Genomic DNA, 20,446 nt, shown 5'->3' on the forward strand with positions numbered 1-20,446 from the left:
GCGGCCCCGGCTCGAACTGCGTTCGTGCACGGTAGAGATATCCCTCCGGCACGCCTGCGAGGTTAGCTGTCGGGTTCGGGCGGGAAGGTTGCCCGGTCGTCAAACAACGACTTCACCCCGAGGTCCACGGATCTTGCGACCCGCGGGACCAGAAATGGGTCCCCCGTCCCTGCCCCCGTATGCCTTTATGGTCGTTCGCGTTCCTGGTGGTCGTCTCGAACGGAGCGGGGCAGGGCTCGGCGTGATCCGTTCGGTACGAGCGGTGGGCGGACGCTCACCGGCCAGACCTTGCTACCTGAAATTTCGTCCGAGCGCAGCACCGCTCTTCGTGACTCTGCGTATTTGGCACAAAAACCAGTGTCCGGTTTGTTATTGACCGGTGACATTTGCCGCCACTCATTGCAATTGTGCGGCTACAAAGCGTCTAAGGTTACGGGTGAATCAGAACACATAAAAAGCCGGCGTCGAGCCGTTCCCGTACCACCTCGGATCGCTGCATTGCCATTTCAAACGCCCCAACAGGCTGATGTTCGTCAACCTTTCGGCCGACCATCGACAACCGTCTCGCCGTTATTCACAGCGCCCCCCGGCGCCACTCGACGTAGTGTCCGTTTCCGGTACCCTCGTCGCCGTGACGGACGGGAAAATGCCCCTGCGGGCCAAGGTCGCGAGCTCCGTCTCGCGCACGGCAGCCGCGATCTCCCGCGCGGCGGGGCGCGGCGACGGCTCGGTGATCGGCGGCTGGATCGGCCTGAAGATCGACCCTGACCTGCTGCGCAACCTGGCCTCCGGGCGGGCCATCGCGCTGGTGTCGGGCACCAACGGCAAGACAACCACCACGCGCTTCACCGCCGCCGCCCTCGGCGTGCTGGGGCCGGTCGCCACCAACTCCTTCGGCGCCAACATGCCCACGGGGCACACCTCGGCGCTGGCCAAGGCGGGCACCACCCCGTTCGCCGTGCTGGAGGTGGACGAGCACTACCTGCCCCGAGTCATCGACGAGACGACGCCGCGGGTGGTCGCACTGCTCAACCTCTCCCGCGACCAACTCGACCGGGCGAAGGAGGTGTCGATGATGGCCCAGATGTGGCGCACTGCCCTCGCCGGGCACCCCGACGTGCACGTCGTGGCCAACGCCGACGACCCGATGGTGGTCTGGGCCGCGACCGGCTCCGCCCAGGTCAGCTGGTTCAGCGCCGGGCAGCGCTGGACCGACGACTCCTGGGTCTGCCCGGAGTGCGGCTCCCCGATCAACCGGGCCCAGGGCGACTGGTGGTGCACCGGCTGCACGCTGCGCCGCCCGCAGGCCCAGTGGACCGTCGAGGAAGAAGGCGTGCTCGACCCCAAGGGCGACTGGCACCTGGTCAAGCTGCAGCTACCCGGTCAGGTCAACCTCGGCAACGCGGCGACCGCCCTGGCCGTGGCCGCGGAATTCGGCGTACGCCCCATCGAAGCGGTGTCCCGCCTGGCCGGGGTCGCCTCGGTGGCCGGCCGCTACGCCCAGGTCGACCGCGACGGGCGCAACATCCGGCTGCTGCTGGCCAAGAACCCGGCCAGCTGGCTCGAGGCCTTCGACATGGCCGAGCAGGCGCCGACGCTGCTGTCCATCAACGCCCGCGACCCCGACGGCTTCGACACCTCCTGGCTCTACGACGTCGACTTCGCCCCGCTGCGCGGCCGGCCGGTGCTCATCACTGGCGACCGCGCGTACGACCTCGCCGTACGCCTCGAAGTGAACGATGTGGCGTTCCGGCACGTGCTTACCTTCGACGAGGCCGTCCAGCTCACCCCGCCGGGCCGCCTCGAAGTGATTGCCAACTACACGGCGTTCCAGGACATCCGAGCGGAGCTGGACCGTGTCAACTGATCTTCCCCGCAGCGGAAAACCGAGGTCAACCCATGAGTGAGAGCACTCTGCGCATCGTCTGGATCTACCCGGACCTGCTGTCGACCTACGGCGACCGGGGCAACCTGCTCATCCTGGCCCGCCGGGCCGCCCAGCGCGGCATCCCGGTGGAGACCTACTCGGTGCGCTCCGACCAGGCCATGCCCTCGACCGCCGACATCTACCTGATCGGCGGCGGCGAGGACGGCCCCCAGGCCCTCGCGGCCCAGCGGCTGATCACCGACGGCGGCCTGCACCGCGCGGTCAACCAGGGCGCCGCCGTGCTCGCCGTGTGCGCCGGCTACCAGCTCTTCGGCAGCTCGTTCTTCGCCAAGGGCACCCAGTGCCGCGGCCTTGGCCTGCTCGACATCACCTCCGACCGCGGCGAGACCCGCGCCGTGGGTGAGGTCCGGGGCGACGTCGACCCGCGACTGGGCCTGCCCCCGCTGACCGGCTTCGAGAACCACGGCGGGCGCACCCACCTCCGCCCGGGCGTCGCACCGCTGGCCCGGGTCACAGCCGGAATCGGGAATGACGGGCAGACCGAGGGCGCTTGGTTCGGCAAGGTGCTCGGCACCTACGCCCACGGCCCCGCACTGGCTCGCAACCCAGCTATAGCCGATCTGCTACTGCGCTGGGCGATCGGCGCGGATAGTCTTGCACCCCTGGACGACACATGGGCCGAGCGGCTCCGAGGCGAAAGACTCGCAGCAGCAAGCGCCGTATGACCCGGTTCCCCGACCAGAAGGCGGTACGACTGCATGACTGACACCCTGATCGCCCCGCGGGGCATCACCACCCCCGCCACGGACCCTCAGGCCAGCCAGCAGCTCCCCGACCCGGCCCCCGCCACCTCGATGAGCCGGCGCCGCCGGCTCACCCGTTTCGGTGTCCTCGGCCTGATCGTCGCCGCCCTGGGCGTGGCTGCCGCAGTTCTCCCGCTGCAGTCGATCGCCGACTCGATCGTCGCCCTGGGCCCGGTCGCCGCCGTGGCGGTAGCCGTGGTCGGCGGCCTGCTCCTCTCGGTGCTGGTCCCGCGCACGGCCATCACCCTGGCCTGCGGCGCCCTCCTCGGCCCGGCCACCGGAGCGGCAACCGCCCTCGCGGCCGCCGTCATCGCCGCCGTCGCCACCTACTACGCGGGCCGCTGGGCCGGCCGGGGTGCCCTGGGCAGCAAGAACGGCAGCCGCATGGAACGCCTCGACGGCTGGCTCAACCGCCGCGGCCTGTCGGCGGTCCTGCTGGTCCGCTTCCTCCCGCTGGCCCCCTTCGGCCTGATCGGCTACGCCTACGGCACGACCTCGGTGTGCCGCAAGCGCTACCTGCTGGGCACGACGCTCGCCTCGATTCCGTCAGCTGTCTCCTACGCGGTGATCGGCGCGGCAGTGGCGGCGCCGGGCTCGCTCAACCCGGTGACGCTGGCGCCGGCGGCCATCGGCATCGGCCTCACCACGGCGATCGTGCTGCGCTGGCGCATCGCCGCCCGCCGCAACGCTGCCGCCGCTGCCGCGGGCTGAGGTCACGCTGCCTGAAGCCAGGCGCCCGATGGGTGCCTGGCATTTGGCGTTCCCTGCCATCACCTTCGCCGAACCGGTTCCAGGATGGCATCACCGCCGACCGCATCGCCTTCGTCGACGGAGAAGGGCCCGGTCCGAGCGGACCGGGCCCTTCTCGTTGAACAGCTCAGACCACCACGCTGACCAGGCGGCCCTTCACAACGATGACCTTGCGCGGCTCCCGGCCGGCCAGCACCTCGGCCACCGCGTCCAGCGCCGCCGCCCGTACGGCATCCTCAGCGGTATCCGGCGCCACCTCGACCCGGCCGCGAACCTTGCCGTTGATCTGCACCGGATAGGTGATCGACTCGGCGGCCAGCTGGGCCGGGTCGGCCGCCGGGAAGTCCGCGTAGGCCAGCGTGCCGGCGTGGCCCAGCTTGCCCCACAGCTCCTCGGCCAGGTGCGGCGCAAACGGCGACATCATCAGCACCAGCGGCTCGACCGCCTCGCGCGACGCCGTCGGCAGTGGGGTCAGCGTATTCGTCAGCTCGATCAGCTTGGCGATGGCCGTGTTGAAGCGCAGCTCCTCCATGTCAGCGCGCACGCCGTCGATCGCCCGGTGCAACGCGCGGCGCGACTTGGCGTCGAGCGGCTCGTCGGTGACCCGCAGCTCGCCGCTGTCCTCGTTGACCACCAGGCGCCAGACCCGCTGCAGGAAGCGCTGCGAGCCGACCGCCGCCCGGGTCTCCCACGGGCGGGAGGCATCCAGCGGGCCCATCGCCATCTCGTAGACCCGGAACGTGTCGGCGCCGTACTCGTGCGCCATCTCGTCGGGCGTCACCACGTTCTTCAGCGACTTGCCCATCTTGCCGTACTCGCGCACGACCTCCTGCTCGCCCAGGAAGTATCTGCCGTCGCGCTCGACCACGTCGCTGGCCTGCACCGGGAACCCGCGGGCGTCCTTGAACGCGTACGCCTGGATGTAGCCCTGGTTGAACAGCTTGCGGAACGGCTCGAACGAGCTCACGTGACCCAGGTCGAACAGCACCTTGTGCCAGAAGCGCGCGTACAGCAGGTGCAGCACCGCGTGCTCGACGCCGCCGACGTACAGGTCGACGCCGCCCGGGTCGCCGGCGCTGCGCGGGCCCATCCAGTAGGCCTCGTTCTCGGGGTCGACGAACGCCTTGTCGTTGTGCGGGTCCAGGTAGCGCAGCTCGTACCAGCAGGAACCGGCCCACTGCGGCATCGTGTTGGTCTCACGGGTGTACGTCTTCGGCCCGTCGCCCAGGTCCAGCTCGACCTGCACCCAGTCCTTCTTGCGCGACAGCGGCGTCTCGGGTTCGCTGCCGGCGTCGTCGGGGTCGAAGGTGCGCGGGGAAAAGTCGTCGACCTCGGGCAGTTCGACCGGCAGCATCGACTCGGGCAGCGCGACGGGCAGGCCGGTCTCGTCGTACACGATCGGGAACGGCTCACCCCAGTAGCGCTGGCGGCTGAACAGCCAGTCGCGCAGCCGGTACGTGGTGGCCCCGCGGCCGTGGCCCTGCTCCTCCAGCCAGCCGATCATGGAGGTCTTGGCGTCGACCACGCTCAGGCCGTCCAGGAAGCCCGAGTTCACCGCTACGCCATCGCCGGTGTAGACGCCCTCGTGGCCCTCGGGAGCGGTGATCGTACGCAGAATGGGCAGGTCGAAGGTCTGCGCGAAGTCCCAGTCCCGCTCGTCGTGGGCGGGCACCGCCATGATCGCGCCGGTGCCGTAGCCGGCCAGCACGTAGTCGGCGATGAACACCGGTACCTGCTCGCCGTTCACCGGGTTGGTCGCGTACGCGCCGGTGAACACGCCGGTCTTGACCTTGGACTCGGCGGTGCGCTCCTCCTCGGTCTTGGCCGCGGCCTGCGCCCGGTAGGCGGCGACGGCGGCTTCCGGGATGGCATGCCCCCCGGTCCACGCGTCCTTCGTGCCCTCGGGCCAGGCTGCGGGAACGATCGAGGAGACCAGGGCGTGCTCGGGCGCCAGCACCATGTAGGTCGCGCCGAACAGCGTGTCGGGCCGGGTGGTGAACACCTCGATGGTGTCGCCGCCGTCCATCGGGAAGCCCACGTGCGCGCCCCGCGAACGGCCGATCCAGTTGCGCTGCATCAGCTTGACCGGCTCGGGCCAGTCCAGCGCGTCCAGGTCGTCGACCAGCCGGTCGCCGTACTCGGTGATGCGCATCATCCACTGCTTCAGCGAGCGCTGGAACACCGGGAAGTTGCCGCGCTCGCTGCGCCCGTCCGGCGTGACCTCCTCGTTGGCCAGCACCGTGCCCAGCCCCGGGCACCAGTTGACCGGCGCCTCGCTGACGTAGGCCAGCCGGTAGCCGTTGACGACCTCACGCCGCTCGACCGCGTCCAACTCGCCCCACGCCTTGCCGCCGGGCACAGCGCGGGTGCCGGCCTCGAACCCGGCGATCAGGTCGGCGATCGGGCGGGCCTTGCGCTGCTCACGGTCGAACCACGAGTTGAAGACCTGCAGGAAGATCCACTGGGTCCAGCGGTAGTAGTCCGGGTCGGTGGTGGAGAACGAGCGCCTTTCGTCGTACGCCAGACCCAGCTTGCGCAGTTGCAGCCGGTAACGCTCGACGTTCTTGGCGGTCGTGGTGCGCGGGTGCGTGCCGGTCTGGACCGCATACTGCTCGGCGGGCAGGCCGAACGCGTCGAAGCCCATCGGGTGCAGCACGTTGAAGCCGGTCATCCGCTTGTACCGGGTGTAGCAGTCGGTGCCGATGTAGCCGAGCGGGTGCCCGACGTGCAGGCCTTCCCCGGAGGGATAGGGGAACATGTCCTGCACGTGCAGCTTCGGGGCGTTCGCCCGCGGGTGGGCGGGATCGGCCAGCTCACCGGTCGGGTTCGGCGCCTGGAAGGTGCCGTGCTGCGACCAGAATTCCTGCCAGCGCGGCTCGATCTCGTTGGCCATCGCCGCCGTGTAGCGGAACGCCGGGACGTCCGCCGCTGCCTCGGACTCGCTCATCGTCACCATCTCGTCTAGTTCAGGGTGGTCTGGGCACAAAAAAGCCCCCTGCCATGAGGGGGCGCCGCGCTGGTCCTTTGACCGCGCGGCTAGCTAAGAAGCAGGACACAGACCATGCGCAAATGATAGCGGTACGTCCGAAGAACCGGCGACCGGTATCCTGTCCGCCCATTCGTGACCGGACCGATACTCACAGTCCGTTGACCCGGTGTCGTAAGCATGATTCGTGCGGGACTCGGCGACTTGCTGTGATCGGGCTAACCTGTGGAGACGGGCGGCGGCGCCGGAGGCCCACGGACACCCCGGCCGCCCGCGAACCTTCGGTTCCCTTTCGGCGTAGTCACGTAGGAAGGTGCTTGAACGACATGGAGGAGGCCCGTGACAACCCCCACCTGGGACGCGCCCGGCGGAGCATTGCCCAACGATGACTTCCGCGCCGCGACCGACGCGATCATCGGCAACATCGAGCAGGTGATCGAGGGCAAGAGCGCAACCGTGCGGCTGGCGCTGGCCGTCCTGCTCGCCGAGGGTCACCTGCTGATCGAGGACGTGCCCGGCGTCGGCAAGACCAAACTTGCCAAGGCCCTAGCGCGCTCGATCGACTGCTCCGTGCGCCGCATCCAGTTCACGCCCGACCTGCTGCCCAGCGATGTGACCGGCGTCAGCGTCTACAACCAGGAGACGCGCGACTTCGAGTTCAAGCCCGGCGCGGTGTTCGCCAACCTGGTGGTCGGCGACGAGATCAACCGAGCCTCGCCGAAGACCCAGTCGGCGCTGCTGGAGTGCATGGAAGAGCGTCAAGTCACCGTCGACGGCACCACGTACGAGCTGCAGTCGCCCTTCATGGTCATCGCGACCCAGAACCCCATCGAGATGGAGGGGACCTATCCGCTGCCCGAGGCGCAGCGCGACCGGTTCACCGCGCGCATCGCGATGGGCTACCCGGACCCCCGCGCCGAGCTGGCGATGCTCAACGGCCACGGCGCCATCGACCCGCTGGCCAGCTTGCGGGCGGTCGCCGACGCCGCGCTCGTACGCCGGCTGATCGCCACGGTCCGCGAGGTGCACGCCGCCGACGCCGTCCAGCAGTATGCAATCGCGCTGGTCAACGCCACCCGCGAGGCCCCCGAGATCCGCCTCGGCGCCTCGCCCCGCTCCACGCTGCAGTTGCTGCGCACCGCGAAAGCGATCGCCGCGCTGGAGGGCCGCGACTATGTGCTGCCCGACGACCTGCAGGCGCTCGCCGTACCGGTGATGGCCCACCGGATCATCCCGACCGCTGACGCGCAGCTCAACCGGCGCACCACCGACACCATCATCTCGGAGATCGTGCACCGGCTCCCGCTGCCGCACGACCGCGCCCGCAACCCCTATGACACCCGCGCCAACGGCGACGGCCGGGCGCAATACGAGTCGCGAGGCCGCTGACATGCGCGAGGCTCTGCGGGGGCTGACCACCCGGGGCCGGTCCTTCCTGGCCGCCGCGATGGCCGCCGCCCTGTCGGCGTTCATCCTCGGCGAGAAGGACCTGCTGCGCGTCGCCATCCTGCTGGCGGCGCTACCCCTGCTGGCCGCCGCGTACGTCGGGCGCAGCCGGTACAAGCTGGCCTGCACCCGCTCGCTGGAGCCGGGCCGCGCCCCGGTCGGCTCCAGCGCCCGGGTCATCCTGCGCCTGCAGAACATGTCCCGGCTGCCCACCGGCACCCTGCTGCTCGAGGACCGGTTGCCGTACGCGCTGGGCAGCCGGCCGCGCGTGGTGCTGGAGCGGCTGGGCGCGCACATGGCCAGCTCGGTGGCGTACACCGTGCGCGCCGACGTGCGCGGCCGTTATCCGGTAGGTCCGCTGGTCATCCGGCTGACCGACCCGTTCGGGCTGTGCGAGCTGACCCGGTCCTTCCCCAGCGTCGACAGCCTCACGGTCATCCCGCAGGTCGTCGCGCTGCCGGCGGTCCGGCTCGCCGGGGAGTACGCGGGCACCGGGGACAGCCGGGCGCGATCGGTGGCCGTGCATGGCGAGGACGACGCGGCGACCCGCGAATACCGGCGCGGCGACGACCTGCGCCGGGTGCACTGGCGCTCCACGGCTCGCACGGGTGAGCTGATGGTCCGGCGCGAGGAGCAGCCTTGGGAATCGCGCGCTACGGTCGTCCTCGATACTCGCCTCTACGCCCATCAGGGTGAGGGGCCGACAGCAAGCTTCGAATGGGCGGTCTCCGCGGCGGCGAGCATCGCGGTCCATCTGCGGCAGGCCGGCTACAAGCTGCGGCTGGTCACGGGCACGGGCATCGACCTCGACGCCATCGAAGCCGGCGGGGAGGGCACCGTGCTCGACACCCTCGCGGACGTCAAGCTGACCCAGACCGGCGACATCTCGACGCTGGTTGACAGCGTGCGCCGCCGCTCCGACGGCGGCCTGGTGATCGGGTTGTTCGGCTCGCTCACGGTGGCTGAGGCAGAGGTGCTGACCGGGCTGCGCAGCAACGGCGCTACCTGCATCGGCTTGCCCATCAACAGCTCGACCTGGGTGAACCTGACGCCCGCGGACCGTCAGGAAGCCGACCGGCAGCACGCGGCGACGTCGCTGGCCCTGGTGCGCAGCGGCTGGCGGTCTCTGCCGGTGGCCCACGGCGACTCGCTGGCTGCGCTGTGGCCGGCGGCCGCCCGGGGATCGCAGGGTTTCGCCTACCGCGCGGCCATGGCCGAGACCGTGGCAGGCATGTGAACATGACGGGAGTTTCGCTGTGACGGGCCGACGACGACTGGGGCTGGTGGCTGCGGCCGCCACGCTGCTGGCTGCGGCACCGCTGTCGGCCATCTTCAGCACCTGGACCTGGCTGCTGCAGTGCATCCTGACCGTGGGCCTGGTGGCGGGTGCGGCCGTGATCGCGCGCACGTTGCGGTTCCCGACCTGGGCGCAGGCCACTGGCATGGTGGTCGTGCTGCTGCTCACGCTGACCTGGATGTTCCCCAGCCACTCGGAACTGCTGGGCCTGATCCCGACTCCCGACACGTTCGGCCACTTCGCCGAGCTGTTCACCCAGGCCGGCACCGACACCCGCTCGTACGGCGTGCCGGTGCCCGACCGCGACGGCCTGCTGTTCATCGCCGCGCTGGGCATCGGCGCGGTTGCCATCGCGGTGGACCTGCTCACCGTGGTGGCCCGCCGCCCGGCCCTTGCCGGTCTGCCCATGCTGGCCATCTACTCGGTGCCGGTGGCGGTCTACATCGACAGCGTCCCGGTTCTGCCGTTCATCATCGGCGCGACCGGCTTCCTCTGGCTGCTGGTCGCCGACAACGTCGACCGGGTGCGCCGCTTCGGCCGCCGCTTCACCGGCGACGGCCGCGACGTCGATGTCTGGGAGCCCTCCCCGCTGGCTGCCGCCGGTCGCCGGCTGGCCGTCATCGGCGTGGCCGCGGCCGTGGTGCTGCCGCTGATCGTGCCCGGGCTCAACACCGGCCTGCTCAACCAGCTCACCCAGGGTGGCAGCGGCGTGGGCGGCGGCGGCGCAGGCGGCGGCGGCAACGGGCGCATCAACCTGTTCGCCGCGCTCTCCGGCCAGCTCACCCAGACCACGACCAAGAACTACCTCAAGGTCAGCACCAACGAGCCCGACCCGTTCTACCTGCGCTTCGGCATCGCCGACGTGCTCACCACCGACGGCTTCGCCAACCGCACGCCGACCGGCAGCCCGGTGTCACGTGGCTTGGACGACCCGCGCCAGAACCCCTCGTCGTTCGGCGGGCAGTACCAGCAGTACCACGCCGAGGTCGAAGTCACCGATGACTATGCGCAGTCGCTGGCTCCGGTCTACACGTCGACCATCAAGATGGACGGGCTCGACGGGGCGTGGTCGTACGACCGCAACGCCCAGGCGGTGTTCTCCACCCGCACCACCACCCGCGGGCAGAAGTACTCCTTCGATTACGTGCGCGCCAAGTTCACCCCGGCCGAGCTGCGCGAGGCCCAGCAACTGCCCGCCGACGACCCGTACGTCACCCAGTTCACCTCGGTGCCGCGCGACCGCAACGTCGAGCAGCTGGTCACCAAGCTGACCCAGGACAAGGACACGCCGTACGACAAGATGATGGCCCTGTACCGCTACTTCTCCAAAGAGAACGGCTTCCAGTACAGCGTCACCACCACCAGCACGGACAGCAGCGCCTCGGCCGTCGCGGCCTTCCTGGAGAACAAGCGCGGCTACTGCCAGCAGTACGCCGGCGCGCTCGCCTGGATGGCCCGCACCGCCGGTCTGCCGGCCCGGGTGGCGTTCGGCTTCACCCGGGGCAACACCCGCGACGGCAACGCGTACGTGCTGACCAACCGCAACGCCCACGCCTGGACCGAGGTCTACTTCGACGGCTACGGCTGGATCCCGTTCGACGCCACCCCGGCCGCCGACGTGGTCGGCTCGTCCCGCTCGGCGTGGGCCCCGGACAACGATCGCGCCGAGGAACCCACCGCCAGCTCATCGGCGACGGCGGCCCCCGGCGCCGCCAGCTCCACCGACCCCAGCGCCGCCGCCCGCCCCGACCGCGACGTCAACTCGGGCCTGAGCGACTCGGCCACCACCACGGCCGACTCGGGCTCGTCGTCCACGGCGCTGCTGATCGCCGCCTTCGTGGCCCTGTTCCTCGCCCTGCTGCTGGTCCCGGCCCTGCGCCGGGTCCTGGTCCGCAAGCGCCGGCACTCCGCCTCGATGCCGGTCACGGCCACCCGTCCGGCCTCACCGCCGGGGTCACCCGAGGTCACCGTGACCACCGAGTCGACCCAGGCCCGCGAGGACGCCCACGCCGCCTGGGACGAGCTGGTCGACACCATGCTCGACTACCGGGTCCCGATCGACCCGACCGAAACACCCCGCCACACCGCCCTGCGCCTGATCCGTGAGGCCGACCTGACCGCCGGCTCGGCCACCAGCGCCACTCTGCTGGGCCACGCCGAGGAACGCGCCCGCTACGCCCGCCAGCCTCTGCGCGGCGACGGCCTGCCGGAGGCCCTCACCCAGGTCCGCAAGGGCCTCTCGGCCACGGCCACCCGCCGCACCCGCCTGGAAGCGCTGCTCCTGCCGCCCTCGGTGATGCTGCGCTGGCGCCTGGCGCTGGGCGAAACCTCCACCCGCTGGATGAGCACCATGAGCCGCGTGCGCGACTCGCTGGTGCGGTTCAGCCCCCGGCGCCTGCTGGCCAACCGGGCCCGCTGACCGATCGGGGTGCCCGCCGCCGGTGGGCGCCCCGATGCTCGGTTGATGGAGCCTGCCGCCGGATGGCAAGATCGTGCCCCGTGATCGTTGATGGGGACGCTGTGATTGATCCGGATCTCGGGACTCGCTCGTGAGGGCGGTCATCGTGGCGGCGGCGGTCGCGTTCGTCGTCTCGCTGTTCGGCACTCCGGTGGCGATCCGGGTGTTCACCGCGCTCAAGGCCGGGCAGCCGATCCGTTCTCTGGGGCTCGCCTCGAACGAGGGCAAGAGGGGCACCCCGGCGATGGGCGGCGTCGTGTTCATCGTGGCGACGCTGGTCGCCTACGTCGCCGGACACCTCGCGCTGACCACGCTGCCCGAGCGGCAGATCGCGCAGGAACAGCCGACCATGACAGCCCTCGTCCTGCTCGGTCTGTTCGTCTTATGCGGTGCGGTCGGCTTCATCGACGATTTCATCAAGGTCCGCCGGCGCAACTCCGACGGCCTGTCCGCCAAGGGCAAACTGCTCGGCCAGACGATCATCGGCATCGGGATCGGCATCACCGCCCTCTACCTGGCAAGCTCCAACGGGCAGACCGTGGCCAGCGAGCACATCTCGTTCATCCGCGACATCAGCTGGCTGAACGTCGGCAAAATCGGCTCGGTGATGGTGTTCGTCTTCGTGATCACGGCGATGTCGAACGGCGTGAACCTCACCGACGGCCTCGACGGCCTGGCCACCGGCGCATCGACCCTGGTGCTCGGCGCCTACGCGCTGATCGGCTACTGGCAGTACCGGCACTGGTGCGCCGACGACACGTACGCCCGCGCGAACGACTACTGCTATCAGGTCCGCGATCCCCTCGAAATCGCCATGATCGCGGCCGCGGCGGCCGCCGCGTGTGTGGGCTTCCTGTGGTGGAACACGTCCCCGGCGCGGATCTTCATGGGCGACGTGGGCGCGCTGGGGCTCGGCGCGTTGATCGGCGGGCTCGCGGTGGCAACCCGCACCACGCTGTTGTCGATCGTGATCGGCGGGCTTTTCTTCATCATCACCGTGACCTGGGTGATCCAGATCGTCTCGTTCCGGACCACGGGCAAACGGGTCTTCCGGATGGTGCCGTTGCACCACCACTTCGAGCTGGCCGGGTGGAGCGAGGTCAACATCGTCATCAGGTTCTGGATGGTGGCCGGCGTCTGCGTCGTGGCCGGCCTGGGCCTGTTCTACTCAGATTTCCTGGCAGCCGTCGGCTAGCACGACATGACGCGCCGGGCTGAGCCGAGCCGAGCCGCGAGGCGCCACGCAGGGCCGCGACGTAACGTGACGGGCCGGACCGCGACGTAACGTGACGCGCAGGGCCGGGCTGCAACGCGCAGGGCCGCGACGTGGCGCGGGAAGCGGGCCGTCGGGCCGGCAGCCGGAAAAGCCGCCGGGGCACGCCGGCAGCCGGATATGGCGAAGGCGGCCGGTGGCCGCCAGTTCGTCAGGGGTGGAGCGTCAAGCTGCGCGCGACCGTGAGCCGCGCGCCGCCAGATCTAACGGTGGCCCTCGGGGCGCTGGCGCCAGCGGTCCTCGAGCCGGTCGACCAGTCCACCGCGGCGGGCCTGGCGGGTGCGGCGGGAGGCGGTGCCGCCGACCACGTGCAGGTCGGGGGCCTGGCCCTTGCGGCGGCTTTGCAGGCCGAGGGCGCAGGCGGCCAGCATGACCACGAAGCCGGCCACGCCGAGCAGCGTATTCTGGCTCACCGCGCCGAAGATCATCACCGCGAGCCCCAGGATGCCCACGAAGGCCGCGACGACGAGGCGGCGGCGGGCATGGAATCGCGGATCACTGTTGCGCACAGCCGAGGCGAACTTGGGGTCCTCGGCAAGCGACTGCTCGATCTGATCGAACAGCCGCTGTTCGTGCTCCGAGAGCGGCACGGCATTCCTCCCCGGGCGCATGTCCGGCCCCCCGGCGGTGGTGCCGGGCGAGCCGATGGTGCGAGGCAACCGACCGGCTGCCTTGCCGACAAGTCTACGAGGGGGCAGGCGGGTCGGAAAGCGGGACGACCGTCGAGTGCGGGTGATTTTCGGTTCCATCTGAGGCGCTTTGTCGCAAAAGACGGAAGGACCCCTCCCGCGAGCAGCCGAAGAGGCCCCAACCCGCAGCACCCGCGCAGCCAAGGACGCCCCGCAATCTCGCAGACCACAGCAGCCAGGGCGCTCCTCGATCTCCAAAACCCAAGCGCCTACCGCGACGCAATCGAAGGCCCAGCAGACCCGGAAGAACCAGAACCCCCGGACTCCCCGGCCGGCCCAGGCCGCAACAAGCTGGCCGGCCCAACAATGGCCCGCCCGAACCGCGCCGCCACCGCATCCGCGGCAGCCTCAGCCTCGCGCCATCCCCGCTCCGGCTCCCCCAACGTCAGTTGCCGCGGCGCGTTCTCCGCCGACCCGAGGTTCTCCACCCGGACACCGACCAGCCGGATCGGCTCGCCCGGTGCGAGGGCCTGGAACAGCGCCCACGACGTCTCGAAGATCTCCCGGGCCACATCGGTGGTTGTCGGCATCGTGCGGGAGCGGCTGACCGTGCGGAAGTCGGCCATCCGCACCTTGATCGACACCGTGCGGCCGACCACGCCGGCCGCGCGCAGCCGGGCTCCTGCCTTGTCGGCGAGGGCGAGCAGGCTGCGCCGGATGGTGGCCGGGTCGGTGACGTCGGTTTCATAGGTCATCTCGGCGCCGATCGACTTCTCCTCGCGTTCGGGCACCACCCGGCGCGGGTCGCGACCCCAGGACAGCTCGTGCAGGTGCGCGGCAGCAGCCTCACCCAGCGACGCCCGCAGCATCCGCACCGGCGCGCGGGCCAGGTCGCCGACGGTGGCCAGGCCGAGCCGGTGCAGGTGCTGGGCGGCCTTCTCCCCCACGCCCCACAGCGCGTCGACCGGCAGCGGGTGCAGGAAGTCAAGCACCTGATCGGCCGGCACCACGATCATGCCGTCGGGTTTGGCGCGGGTGGAACCCAGCTTGGCCACGAACTTGGTCGACGCAACGCCCACCGAGCAGGTCAGCCGCTGGTTCTCATAGACCCGTTCGCGGATCGTGCGGGCGATCACCGCGGGCCGGCCGAGCAGCCGCTGCGCACCGGCCACGTCGAGGAAGGCCTCGTCCAATGACAGCGGCTCGACCAGCGGGGTCATGTCGCGGAAGATTCCCATGACCGCCCGGGAAGCCGCCGAATACTCGGAGAAGTCGGGCGGCAGGAAAACGGCGTGCGGGCACAACGCGCGGGCTCGGCTGGAGGGCATCGCGCTGCGGACGCCGTACCGTCGCGCCTCGTAACTGGCCGAACTCACCACCCCGCGCGGGCCCACTCCGCCGACCACGACGGGTTTGCCCCTCAGCTCCGGGCGCCGGCGCACCTCCACGGAGGCGAAGAATGCGTCCATGTCGACGTGCAGGATCGTGCATCCCGCGTCGTCGGCCTCCGGCCCGAACCGCGGGTCGAACCCCCGCCCAATCGCCTGACTTCGTCCCACGCCGGGAACACTAGTTCGAGGGTCTGACAAAACTGAGCAGCGGAACCGTCATTTCGACAGCGGTCAGCGAACCGTGATAGGCCACCAGCCGTCCCGCGCTCGCCGGTTCGCAGGCCGAGGCCAGCACGACGGTGTGGTCCAGGCAGGCCACTACGACATCGCCGATGCGCGAGCGGTGCGCGTCGGCAACCTGGCCGTACAGCCCCTCTTCGATCGCTTGGTCACGGCCGAGGACCAAGGCCGAGGAGCCCAATTTCTCCCGGTACGTACTCAGCACATCGTCCACCGCCCCCGCCTCGGTGTACAGGTACCGCACCCGCGGCTCGCCGGCCACCCCGATGAGCCCGGCGGACAACTCCGCGTCGAGCGACAGGTCCAGCCGCCCCTCGGCGGGGGTGTTGAGCTGCCCGTGATCGGCGGTGACCAGCAGCGCGGCCCGTGGTGGCAGCCCGTTGACAAGCCGGTCGAGCAGCGTGCCAACCGTCGTGGCGGCCGCTTCCCAGTCCGGCGAGCCGACTCCGGTGCCGTGCCCATGGTGGTCGAGATCGGCGAAGTATCCGTACACGATGCCGGGGCCCTTCAGCGCCGTCAGCATGCCCTCGGCCAGTGCGCCGGGATCAGCCGCGCCGACGAAGGACGCACCGCGGTAGCAGGCCACGGTCAGCCCGCTGCCCTGGAACGACGGCTGAGTGACCTGGGTGGCCGGCACCCCGGCGGCCACGGCGGTTTCGAACCGGGTCGGCATGGGCTGCCACAGCGCCGGGTCCGGGTCCTTGCCCCAGTGGATGTGGTTGAGCACGCCGCCGCCGGGCTTGCGCACGGTGAAGCCGAGAATGCCGTGCTGCCCGGGCGGCCGGCCGGTGCCCAGCGTGGCCAGGCTGACCGGCGTCGTTGAGGGAAAACCCGAGGTCAAGGTCCGTGCGTCGAGTTCCGCCACGATCGGCGCAAGCCGGGCGACTGCCTCCTTCTGGTACACCCCCAGCCCGTCGATCAGCAGCACCGCGACCCGGTCCACATCGCCCAGCGTGGCCCCCAGGGCAAGCACGTCCTCGGCCCCGGGCACGCCGAGCACCGCCGACACGCTCGGCATCAGGTCGGCCAGGCTGTTCTCGCCGTACGCGGGCCGGACGATGTCGAGGTAGCCGCTCACGGGTGCCGCGCGAACAGGTGCAACTGGGAGGCAATGTCGCGGAACGGCGGCCGGGCGGCCAGCGCGAGCTCCAGCTCCAGCATGGCCCGCGCGTCGCCCTCGACCACCGCGGCGGGCAGCAGATCGGCCAGCACGCGTACGCCGTGGATCTCCTCGACGGTGAACCCGGCCGTGCCGAGCAGCGCCGCCGCGGTGTCCGCGTCGTAGCGCCGGCGCAGGGTGTCTCGCTGACCGGCGCGCCCGTCAGCATCATTGAGCAGCGCGGACGCGGCGCCGAGGTGGCCGTTGAACGCGCGTCCCAGCACCGCCGCAGCACGGCTGGCCACGAGCAGGCTGATCGCTCCCCCGGGCCGCAGCGCGGTGCCGATCGCGGCGACCACCTCGGCCGGGTCGTCGACGACTTCGAGAACGGCGTGGCACAGCACGATGTCGGCGGTGCCCGGCTCGACCAGGCCGGCGAGCGCGTCGCCGTCGCCCTGCACGGCCCGGATCCGGTCGGCGACCCCGGCGTCGGCGGCGCGGCGGGTCAGCGCGGCGAGCGCGTCCGGGCTGGCGTCGACCACGGTGACGGTGTGGCCGAGTTCGGCCAGCGGCACGGCGAACCCGCCGGTGCCACCGCCGACGTCCAGCACGGTCAGCTCGGTGCCGGGGTGCCGGTCGAGTTCGCGGCGCAGCACCGCCCAGACGGCGGCCGTGCGCACGGTGACGGGCGGTCGGGGGGTACGCGTCGATGCGGTGTCCACAACCGCAGCGTATCGGCCGTGCACACGCGAGGGGCGGGGAGCCGGAGCTCCCCGCCCGTCAGCGGTATTCCATGATCGAAAAATTCGGGTTACTTGATGGCGTACGCCCGGATGGCCGTCTCGGTGACCGAGCCGGCAGCCGTGCCGGCCGTGGCCCGCAGCGACACGAACCCCGCCTTGGCCGGGTGCCGGATGACCACGCTGCGGTCGGCGCCCGAGCCCCGGACCGGCACCCGCGTCCACGTGGCGCCGTCGTCGAACGACACCTCGGCGCGCACCGACCGGATGCGCGCGGCTCCACCCTGCTGGTCCACGTGCACCGGCACGGTGAGGCTGCGCCCGGCCCGAGCCGCGTTGTGCTCGTCCAGCGCCGGGTCGAACCGGACCGTGCTCAGCGTCAGCAGCGTCGGCTTCTCCTCGCCGGTGTGCCCGGAACGGAACGTCCAGGTGCCGCTGACCTCGGTCGACAGCGTGTGCGGGGCGCCCCGCGAGGCGCTCAGCTCGACGCGGTAGCCGGCCGCTTCGGCCGGCACCGTGAACGAGCCACCCTCGGCATCCTGCTCGCCGACCAGGGTGCCGTTGCGGTAGAGCGCCACGTGCGCCTTGTCCAGCGTCGAGTAGCCCTCCCGGCCGGGTCCCTCACCGTGCGTCGCCACCCCGAAGAACAGCTCGTCGCCCTGACGGAAGCCGAACCCGTACGGTTCCTGCACATCGGCCACGCTGGGGGCGAACACCGCTTTGTTCCACGTTTGACGGTACGTGCGCCGGGCGCGGAACGTGGCCGGGGCCTCGTACGACACGCTCAGCACGGTCGGCCAGCCGTCCTCGTCGGGCTCCCCGTTCTGCTGGAACTCCGAGCTGAACTGCGCGCCGCCGTCGGTGTTGACGTACTCGGTGCGCTGGAACGGCAGGTCGAACGGGATGAACGAGGACCAGTAGCCGCTGTCGCCGTGCCGCGCCGAGTTGGCCTTGGCTCCCAGGGCGCCGCTGGCCTCGGTGTTGTACCGGGCTCGGATGGTGGCCAGGTTGCGCGCCCTCACCGACTTCTGCAGACCGGTGAACATGGTCCGGTCGAAGAACCAGCCGAGGTCGTACACGTAGGGGCTGTTGCGGAATTGATTTTCGGCATTGCGCTGGGCGAACTGGACACTGAGCCCGCTGGAGAACAGCGGCGAACCGGCGCGGTCACCGATCTGGGCCGTGTAGATCCCGGCCGGGCCGTCGCTGATCAAGCCCGAGACGTAGCTGAAGTTGTCGCCCACCCAGCCCCCGTCGACGGCCAGGAACGTGCTCGCCGCACCGGCCGTCGGCACGGTGACCGAAATCGGCTTGGCCACGCGGGCGTCGAACCGGATCGTGCGGGCGCTGTCGAGCACCACCTGCGGATCGATGAGCTGGGTGGCCTCGTTCTGCTGGCCGAAGACGGTGGCGAAGATGCCGTACTCAGCCTTGGGTACGCGCTGCTTGCCGGTCAGCCCGCTGAGGTCGATGCTCTCTCCGGTGGCCAGGTTGACCAGGGAGGCAAAGCCGTCGGTGGCCGGGCTGCCGTCGCGGTTGACGGCCTCGAAGCTGATGTCATAGCTCTCCGGCTCGCGGACCACCGCAACCGGCGTCTCCACCTTCAAGCCGCCGGGGCCGGTAGCCGTGAGGTAGCCCCCGAGGTGACCGTCCGCAACGTTCGCGCTGGTGTCGGAGGTGACGGTGGTGGTCGCGGTGCCGTTGGCGGGCACGGTCAGCGTGGTGGCGGCGACGCTGAAGACCGCGGCGGGTGCGGAGAGGCTGAGCGTCAGCGTGACCGCCTCGGGCCCGTTGTTGCGGTAGGTCACCGTCTTGGTCTCAGGCTGGTCGTCGCCGTGCGGCCACAACCCGCCCTCGAAGCTGAGGGTGCCCTCGTCCACCGCGACCTGCTGGTTGATCGCGCGGGCCACGTCGACCCGGCCGGCCCCCTGGGAGTAGACGTCGAGGCCCTCGGTGGGCTTCGCCGCTCCCATGAGGACGGTCTTACGCTGCCGGGCCGTCCAGCCCGGGTGTTCCTGAGCGAGGATCGCCGCCGCGCCGGCCACATGCGGGGTAGCCATGGACGTACCGGAAAGAGTGGAGTAACCCGGCAGCGGAGCCGGATCGCCGATCACGTCATGAGCGGCCTTGGCCGCGACGATCTCCACGCCCGGCGCGGTGATCTCGGGCTTGATGGCGTTGTCGCCGACGCGCGGGCCCCGGCTGGAGAACTCGGCGAGCTGGTCCTCGCGGTCGACCGCGCCCACGGCCAGCGCGGCGTCGGCGGTGGCCGGCGAGCTGACCGGCGCGAACGTGCCGTCGTTGCCGGCCGCGATGACGAACAGGGTGCCGTACTGCGCGGTGAGCTCGTTGACGGCGGCCTCGAGCGGGTCGATGCCCTCGGAGTCCATGCCGCCCAGGCTCAGGTTGACCACCGAGGCGCGCTGAGCGGCCCAGGCCATGCCGGCCAGAATGGCGGAATCATCACAGAACTCGGTGCCGCACACCTTGCCGATGACAAGCTTCGCGCCGGGCGCCACACCGCGGTAGCGACCGCCGGAGGCAGCGCCGGTGCCGGCGATGGTGGACGCGACGTGCGTACCGTGCCCGACCACGTCGTCCGTGGATGCGGTGCCGGTGAAGTTCTGCGACTCGGCGATCTGCCCGGCCAGATCCGGGTGGGTGGCGTCGATGCCGGTGTCGAGCACGGCAACCTTGACGCCGGTGCCGTCGAACCCGGCCGCCCACGCCGCCGGAGCACCGATCTGCGGAACGCTCTTGTCGAGGCTGACCTTACGCTTGCCGTCGAGCCAGATCTTGTCGGCGGTGGCGTTCGTCAGCGACTGCCACAGCGCCGAGCGACCCTGCTCATCCGCCCGGACCGCCCGGCCTTTGATGACCGGCAGCTCGCGCGTGACACTCACGCCCGGCGCGGCCTGACGGCTGTTCTTCCGGTACGAGACCAGCAGCGGCAAACTTGCTGTGTAACCATCCTTGACCAGCGAACCCACGTCAAAAAGCCGCTTGTCGAGCCGCCCGGCCCGCAGCAACGGCAACGCGTCGGCCGGAATGACAGTCTGGCCCCGCCGCGTCTTCTGGGTGATGAACCGCATGCCGGCCCGCCCCGGTCCGGTCTGGACGGACGTGCCACCGTCGCTGCGCAGCGTGACCCGGTCACCGGTGATGAGGGTGATCTGCTTGCCCGCGGCTTGGCCCGTGGCGTTTTGGTGTGTGGCGCTGCGGCTGGCTGCGTTCGGCTCGCTCGGCACCGCGGCGGCCGCGCCGGCCGGGATTCCGACCGCGGCGGCGGCCGCGACCGTGACGATTCCCCGAAGTATTCGCATGCGTCCTCCCCGTGGCCAGGTCGATCCTGACCGCAAAGATAGACGCTTGCGATTCTGTAAGGTTTCCGCCCTACTTCTGACGGAGATCCGACATTTAGATCATTCTCTAAAACCATCGGTACC

13 protein-coding genes and 1 riboswitch are annotated in these 20,446 nt (G+C 70.6%); of the genes, 7 read left to right on the top strand and 6 right to left on the bottom strand.

Features of this window, described 5'->3' with window-relative positions; translation table 11 throughout:
• Positions 1-36 precede the first annotated feature (36 nt).
• Positions 37-210: riboswitch (cyclic di-AMP (ydaO/yuaA leader) on the bottom strand.
• 436 nt (positions 211-646) lie between these two features.
• From TFC3_RS33945 to TFC3_RS33935, 3 genes are read left to right on the top strand one after another with little or no spacing between them, the layout of a single operon-like run.
• Positions 647-1,867 (top strand): MurT ligase domain-containing protein, encoded by a 1,221-nt coding sequence (locus tag TFC3_RS33945; RefSeq protein WP_067510330.1) that lies wholly within the window; start codon positions 647-649, stop codon positions 1,865-1,867.
• A 32-nt stretch (positions 1,868-1,899) separates the two neighbouring features.
• Positions 1,900-2,613 carry a type 1 glutamine amidotransferase gene (locus TFC3_RS33940; protein WP_067510332.1) on the top strand — a complete coding sequence of 238 codons (714 nt, stop codon included), beginning with the start codon at positions 1,900-1,902 and terminating at the stop codon, positions 2,611-2,613.
• 33 nt (positions 2,614-2,646) lie between these two features.
• Entirely contained in the window at positions 2,647-3,402 is a 756-nt protein-coding gene (locus tag TFC3_RS33935) for a TVP38/TMEM64 family protein (RefSeq protein ID WP_067510334.1), read from the top strand.
• A 166-nt stretch (positions 3,403-3,568) separates the two neighbouring features.
• On the opposite strand, the gene leuS is transcribed toward TFC3_RS33935, so the two are convergent.
• Positions 3,569-6,388, bottom strand: coding sequence for a leucine--tRNA ligase (gene leuS, locus TFC3_RS33930; protein ID WP_067510361.1), 2,820 nt, complete (start codon positions 6,386-6,388; stop codon positions 3,569-3,571).
• A gap of 378 nt (positions 6,389-6,766) precedes the next feature.
• Here leuS and TFC3_RS33925 point away from each other — a divergent pair, with 378 nt between their 5' ends.
• The 4 genes from TFC3_RS33925 (at position 6,767) to mraY (ending at position 12,823) form a co-directional block, all read left to right on the top strand.
• A complete protein-coding gene (locus TFC3_RS33925) occupies positions 6,767-7,816 on the top strand; it encodes a MoxR family ATPase (RefSeq protein ID WP_067510336.1) in 1,050 nt (349 codons plus the stop codon).
• Between the two features lies 1 nt (position 7,817).
• Positions 7,818-9,110 carry a DUF58 domain-containing protein gene (locus TFC3_RS33920; RefSeq protein WP_067510337.1) on the top strand — a complete coding sequence of 431 codons (1,293 nt, stop codon included), beginning with the start codon at positions 7,818-7,820 and terminating at the stop codon, positions 9,108-9,110.
• Between the two features lie 19 nt (positions 9,111-9,129).
• Positions 9,130-11,589 (top strand): DUF3488 and transglutaminase-like domain-containing protein, encoded by a 2,460-nt coding sequence (locus tag TFC3_RS33915; RefSeq protein ID WP_067510339.1) that lies wholly within the window; start codon positions 9,130-9,132, stop codon positions 11,587-11,589.
• 130 nt (positions 11,590-11,719) lie between these two features.
• Entirely contained in the window at positions 11,720-12,823 is a 1,104-nt protein-coding gene (mraY, locus tag TFC3_RS33910; protein ID WP_067510341.1) for a phospho-N-acetylmuramoyl-pentapeptide-transferase, read from the top strand.
• A gap of 281 nt (positions 12,824-13,104) precedes the next feature.
• Here the strand turns inward: mraY and TFC3_RS33905 are convergent, their stop codons facing one another.
• From TFC3_RS33905 to TFC3_RS33885, 5 genes are all read right to left on the bottom strand, one after another.
• Entirely contained in the window at positions 13,105-13,491 is a 387-nt protein-coding gene (locus tag TFC3_RS33905) for a DUF3040 domain-containing protein (RefSeq protein ID WP_067510343.1), read from the bottom strand.
• Between the two features lie 308 nt (positions 13,492-13,799).
• Positions 13,800-15,089, bottom strand: a complete 1,290-nt coding sequence (locus tag TFC3_RS33900; protein WP_082772755.1) for a DNA polymerase IV — start codon at positions 15,087-15,089, stop codon at positions 13,800-13,802.
• 10 nt (positions 15,090-15,099) lie between these two features.
• Positions 15,100-16,239, bottom strand: coding sequence for an alkaline phosphatase family protein (locus TFC3_RS33895; RefSeq protein WP_067510345.1), 1,140 nt, complete (start codon positions 16,237-16,239; stop codon positions 15,100-15,102).
• The gene (locus TFC3_RS33890) at positions 16,236-16,982 is read right to left on the bottom strand and encodes a methyltransferase domain-containing protein (protein WP_067510363.1); all 747 of its coding nucleotides are present in this window, start codon (positions 16,980-16,982) and stop codon (positions 16,236-16,238) included. The genes TFC3_RS33895 and TFC3_RS33890 overlap by 4 nt, the downstream gene beginning before the upstream one ends.
• 89 nt (positions 16,983-17,071) lie before the next feature.
• Positions 17,072-20,323 carry a S8 family serine peptidase gene (locus TFC3_RS33885; RefSeq protein WP_067510346.1) on the bottom strand — a complete coding sequence of 1,084 codons (3,252 nt, stop codon included), beginning with the start codon at positions 20,321-20,323 and terminating at the stop codon, positions 17,072-17,074.
• Positions 20,324-20,446: the final 123 nt, after the last annotated feature.

Origin of the sequence: Actinoplanes sp. TFC3, from assembly GCF_001553785.1 — a bacterium.
In the GTDB taxonomy this organism is placed as follows: domain Bacteria; phylum Actinomycetota; class Actinomycetes; order Mycobacteriales; family Micromonosporaceae; genus Actinoplanes.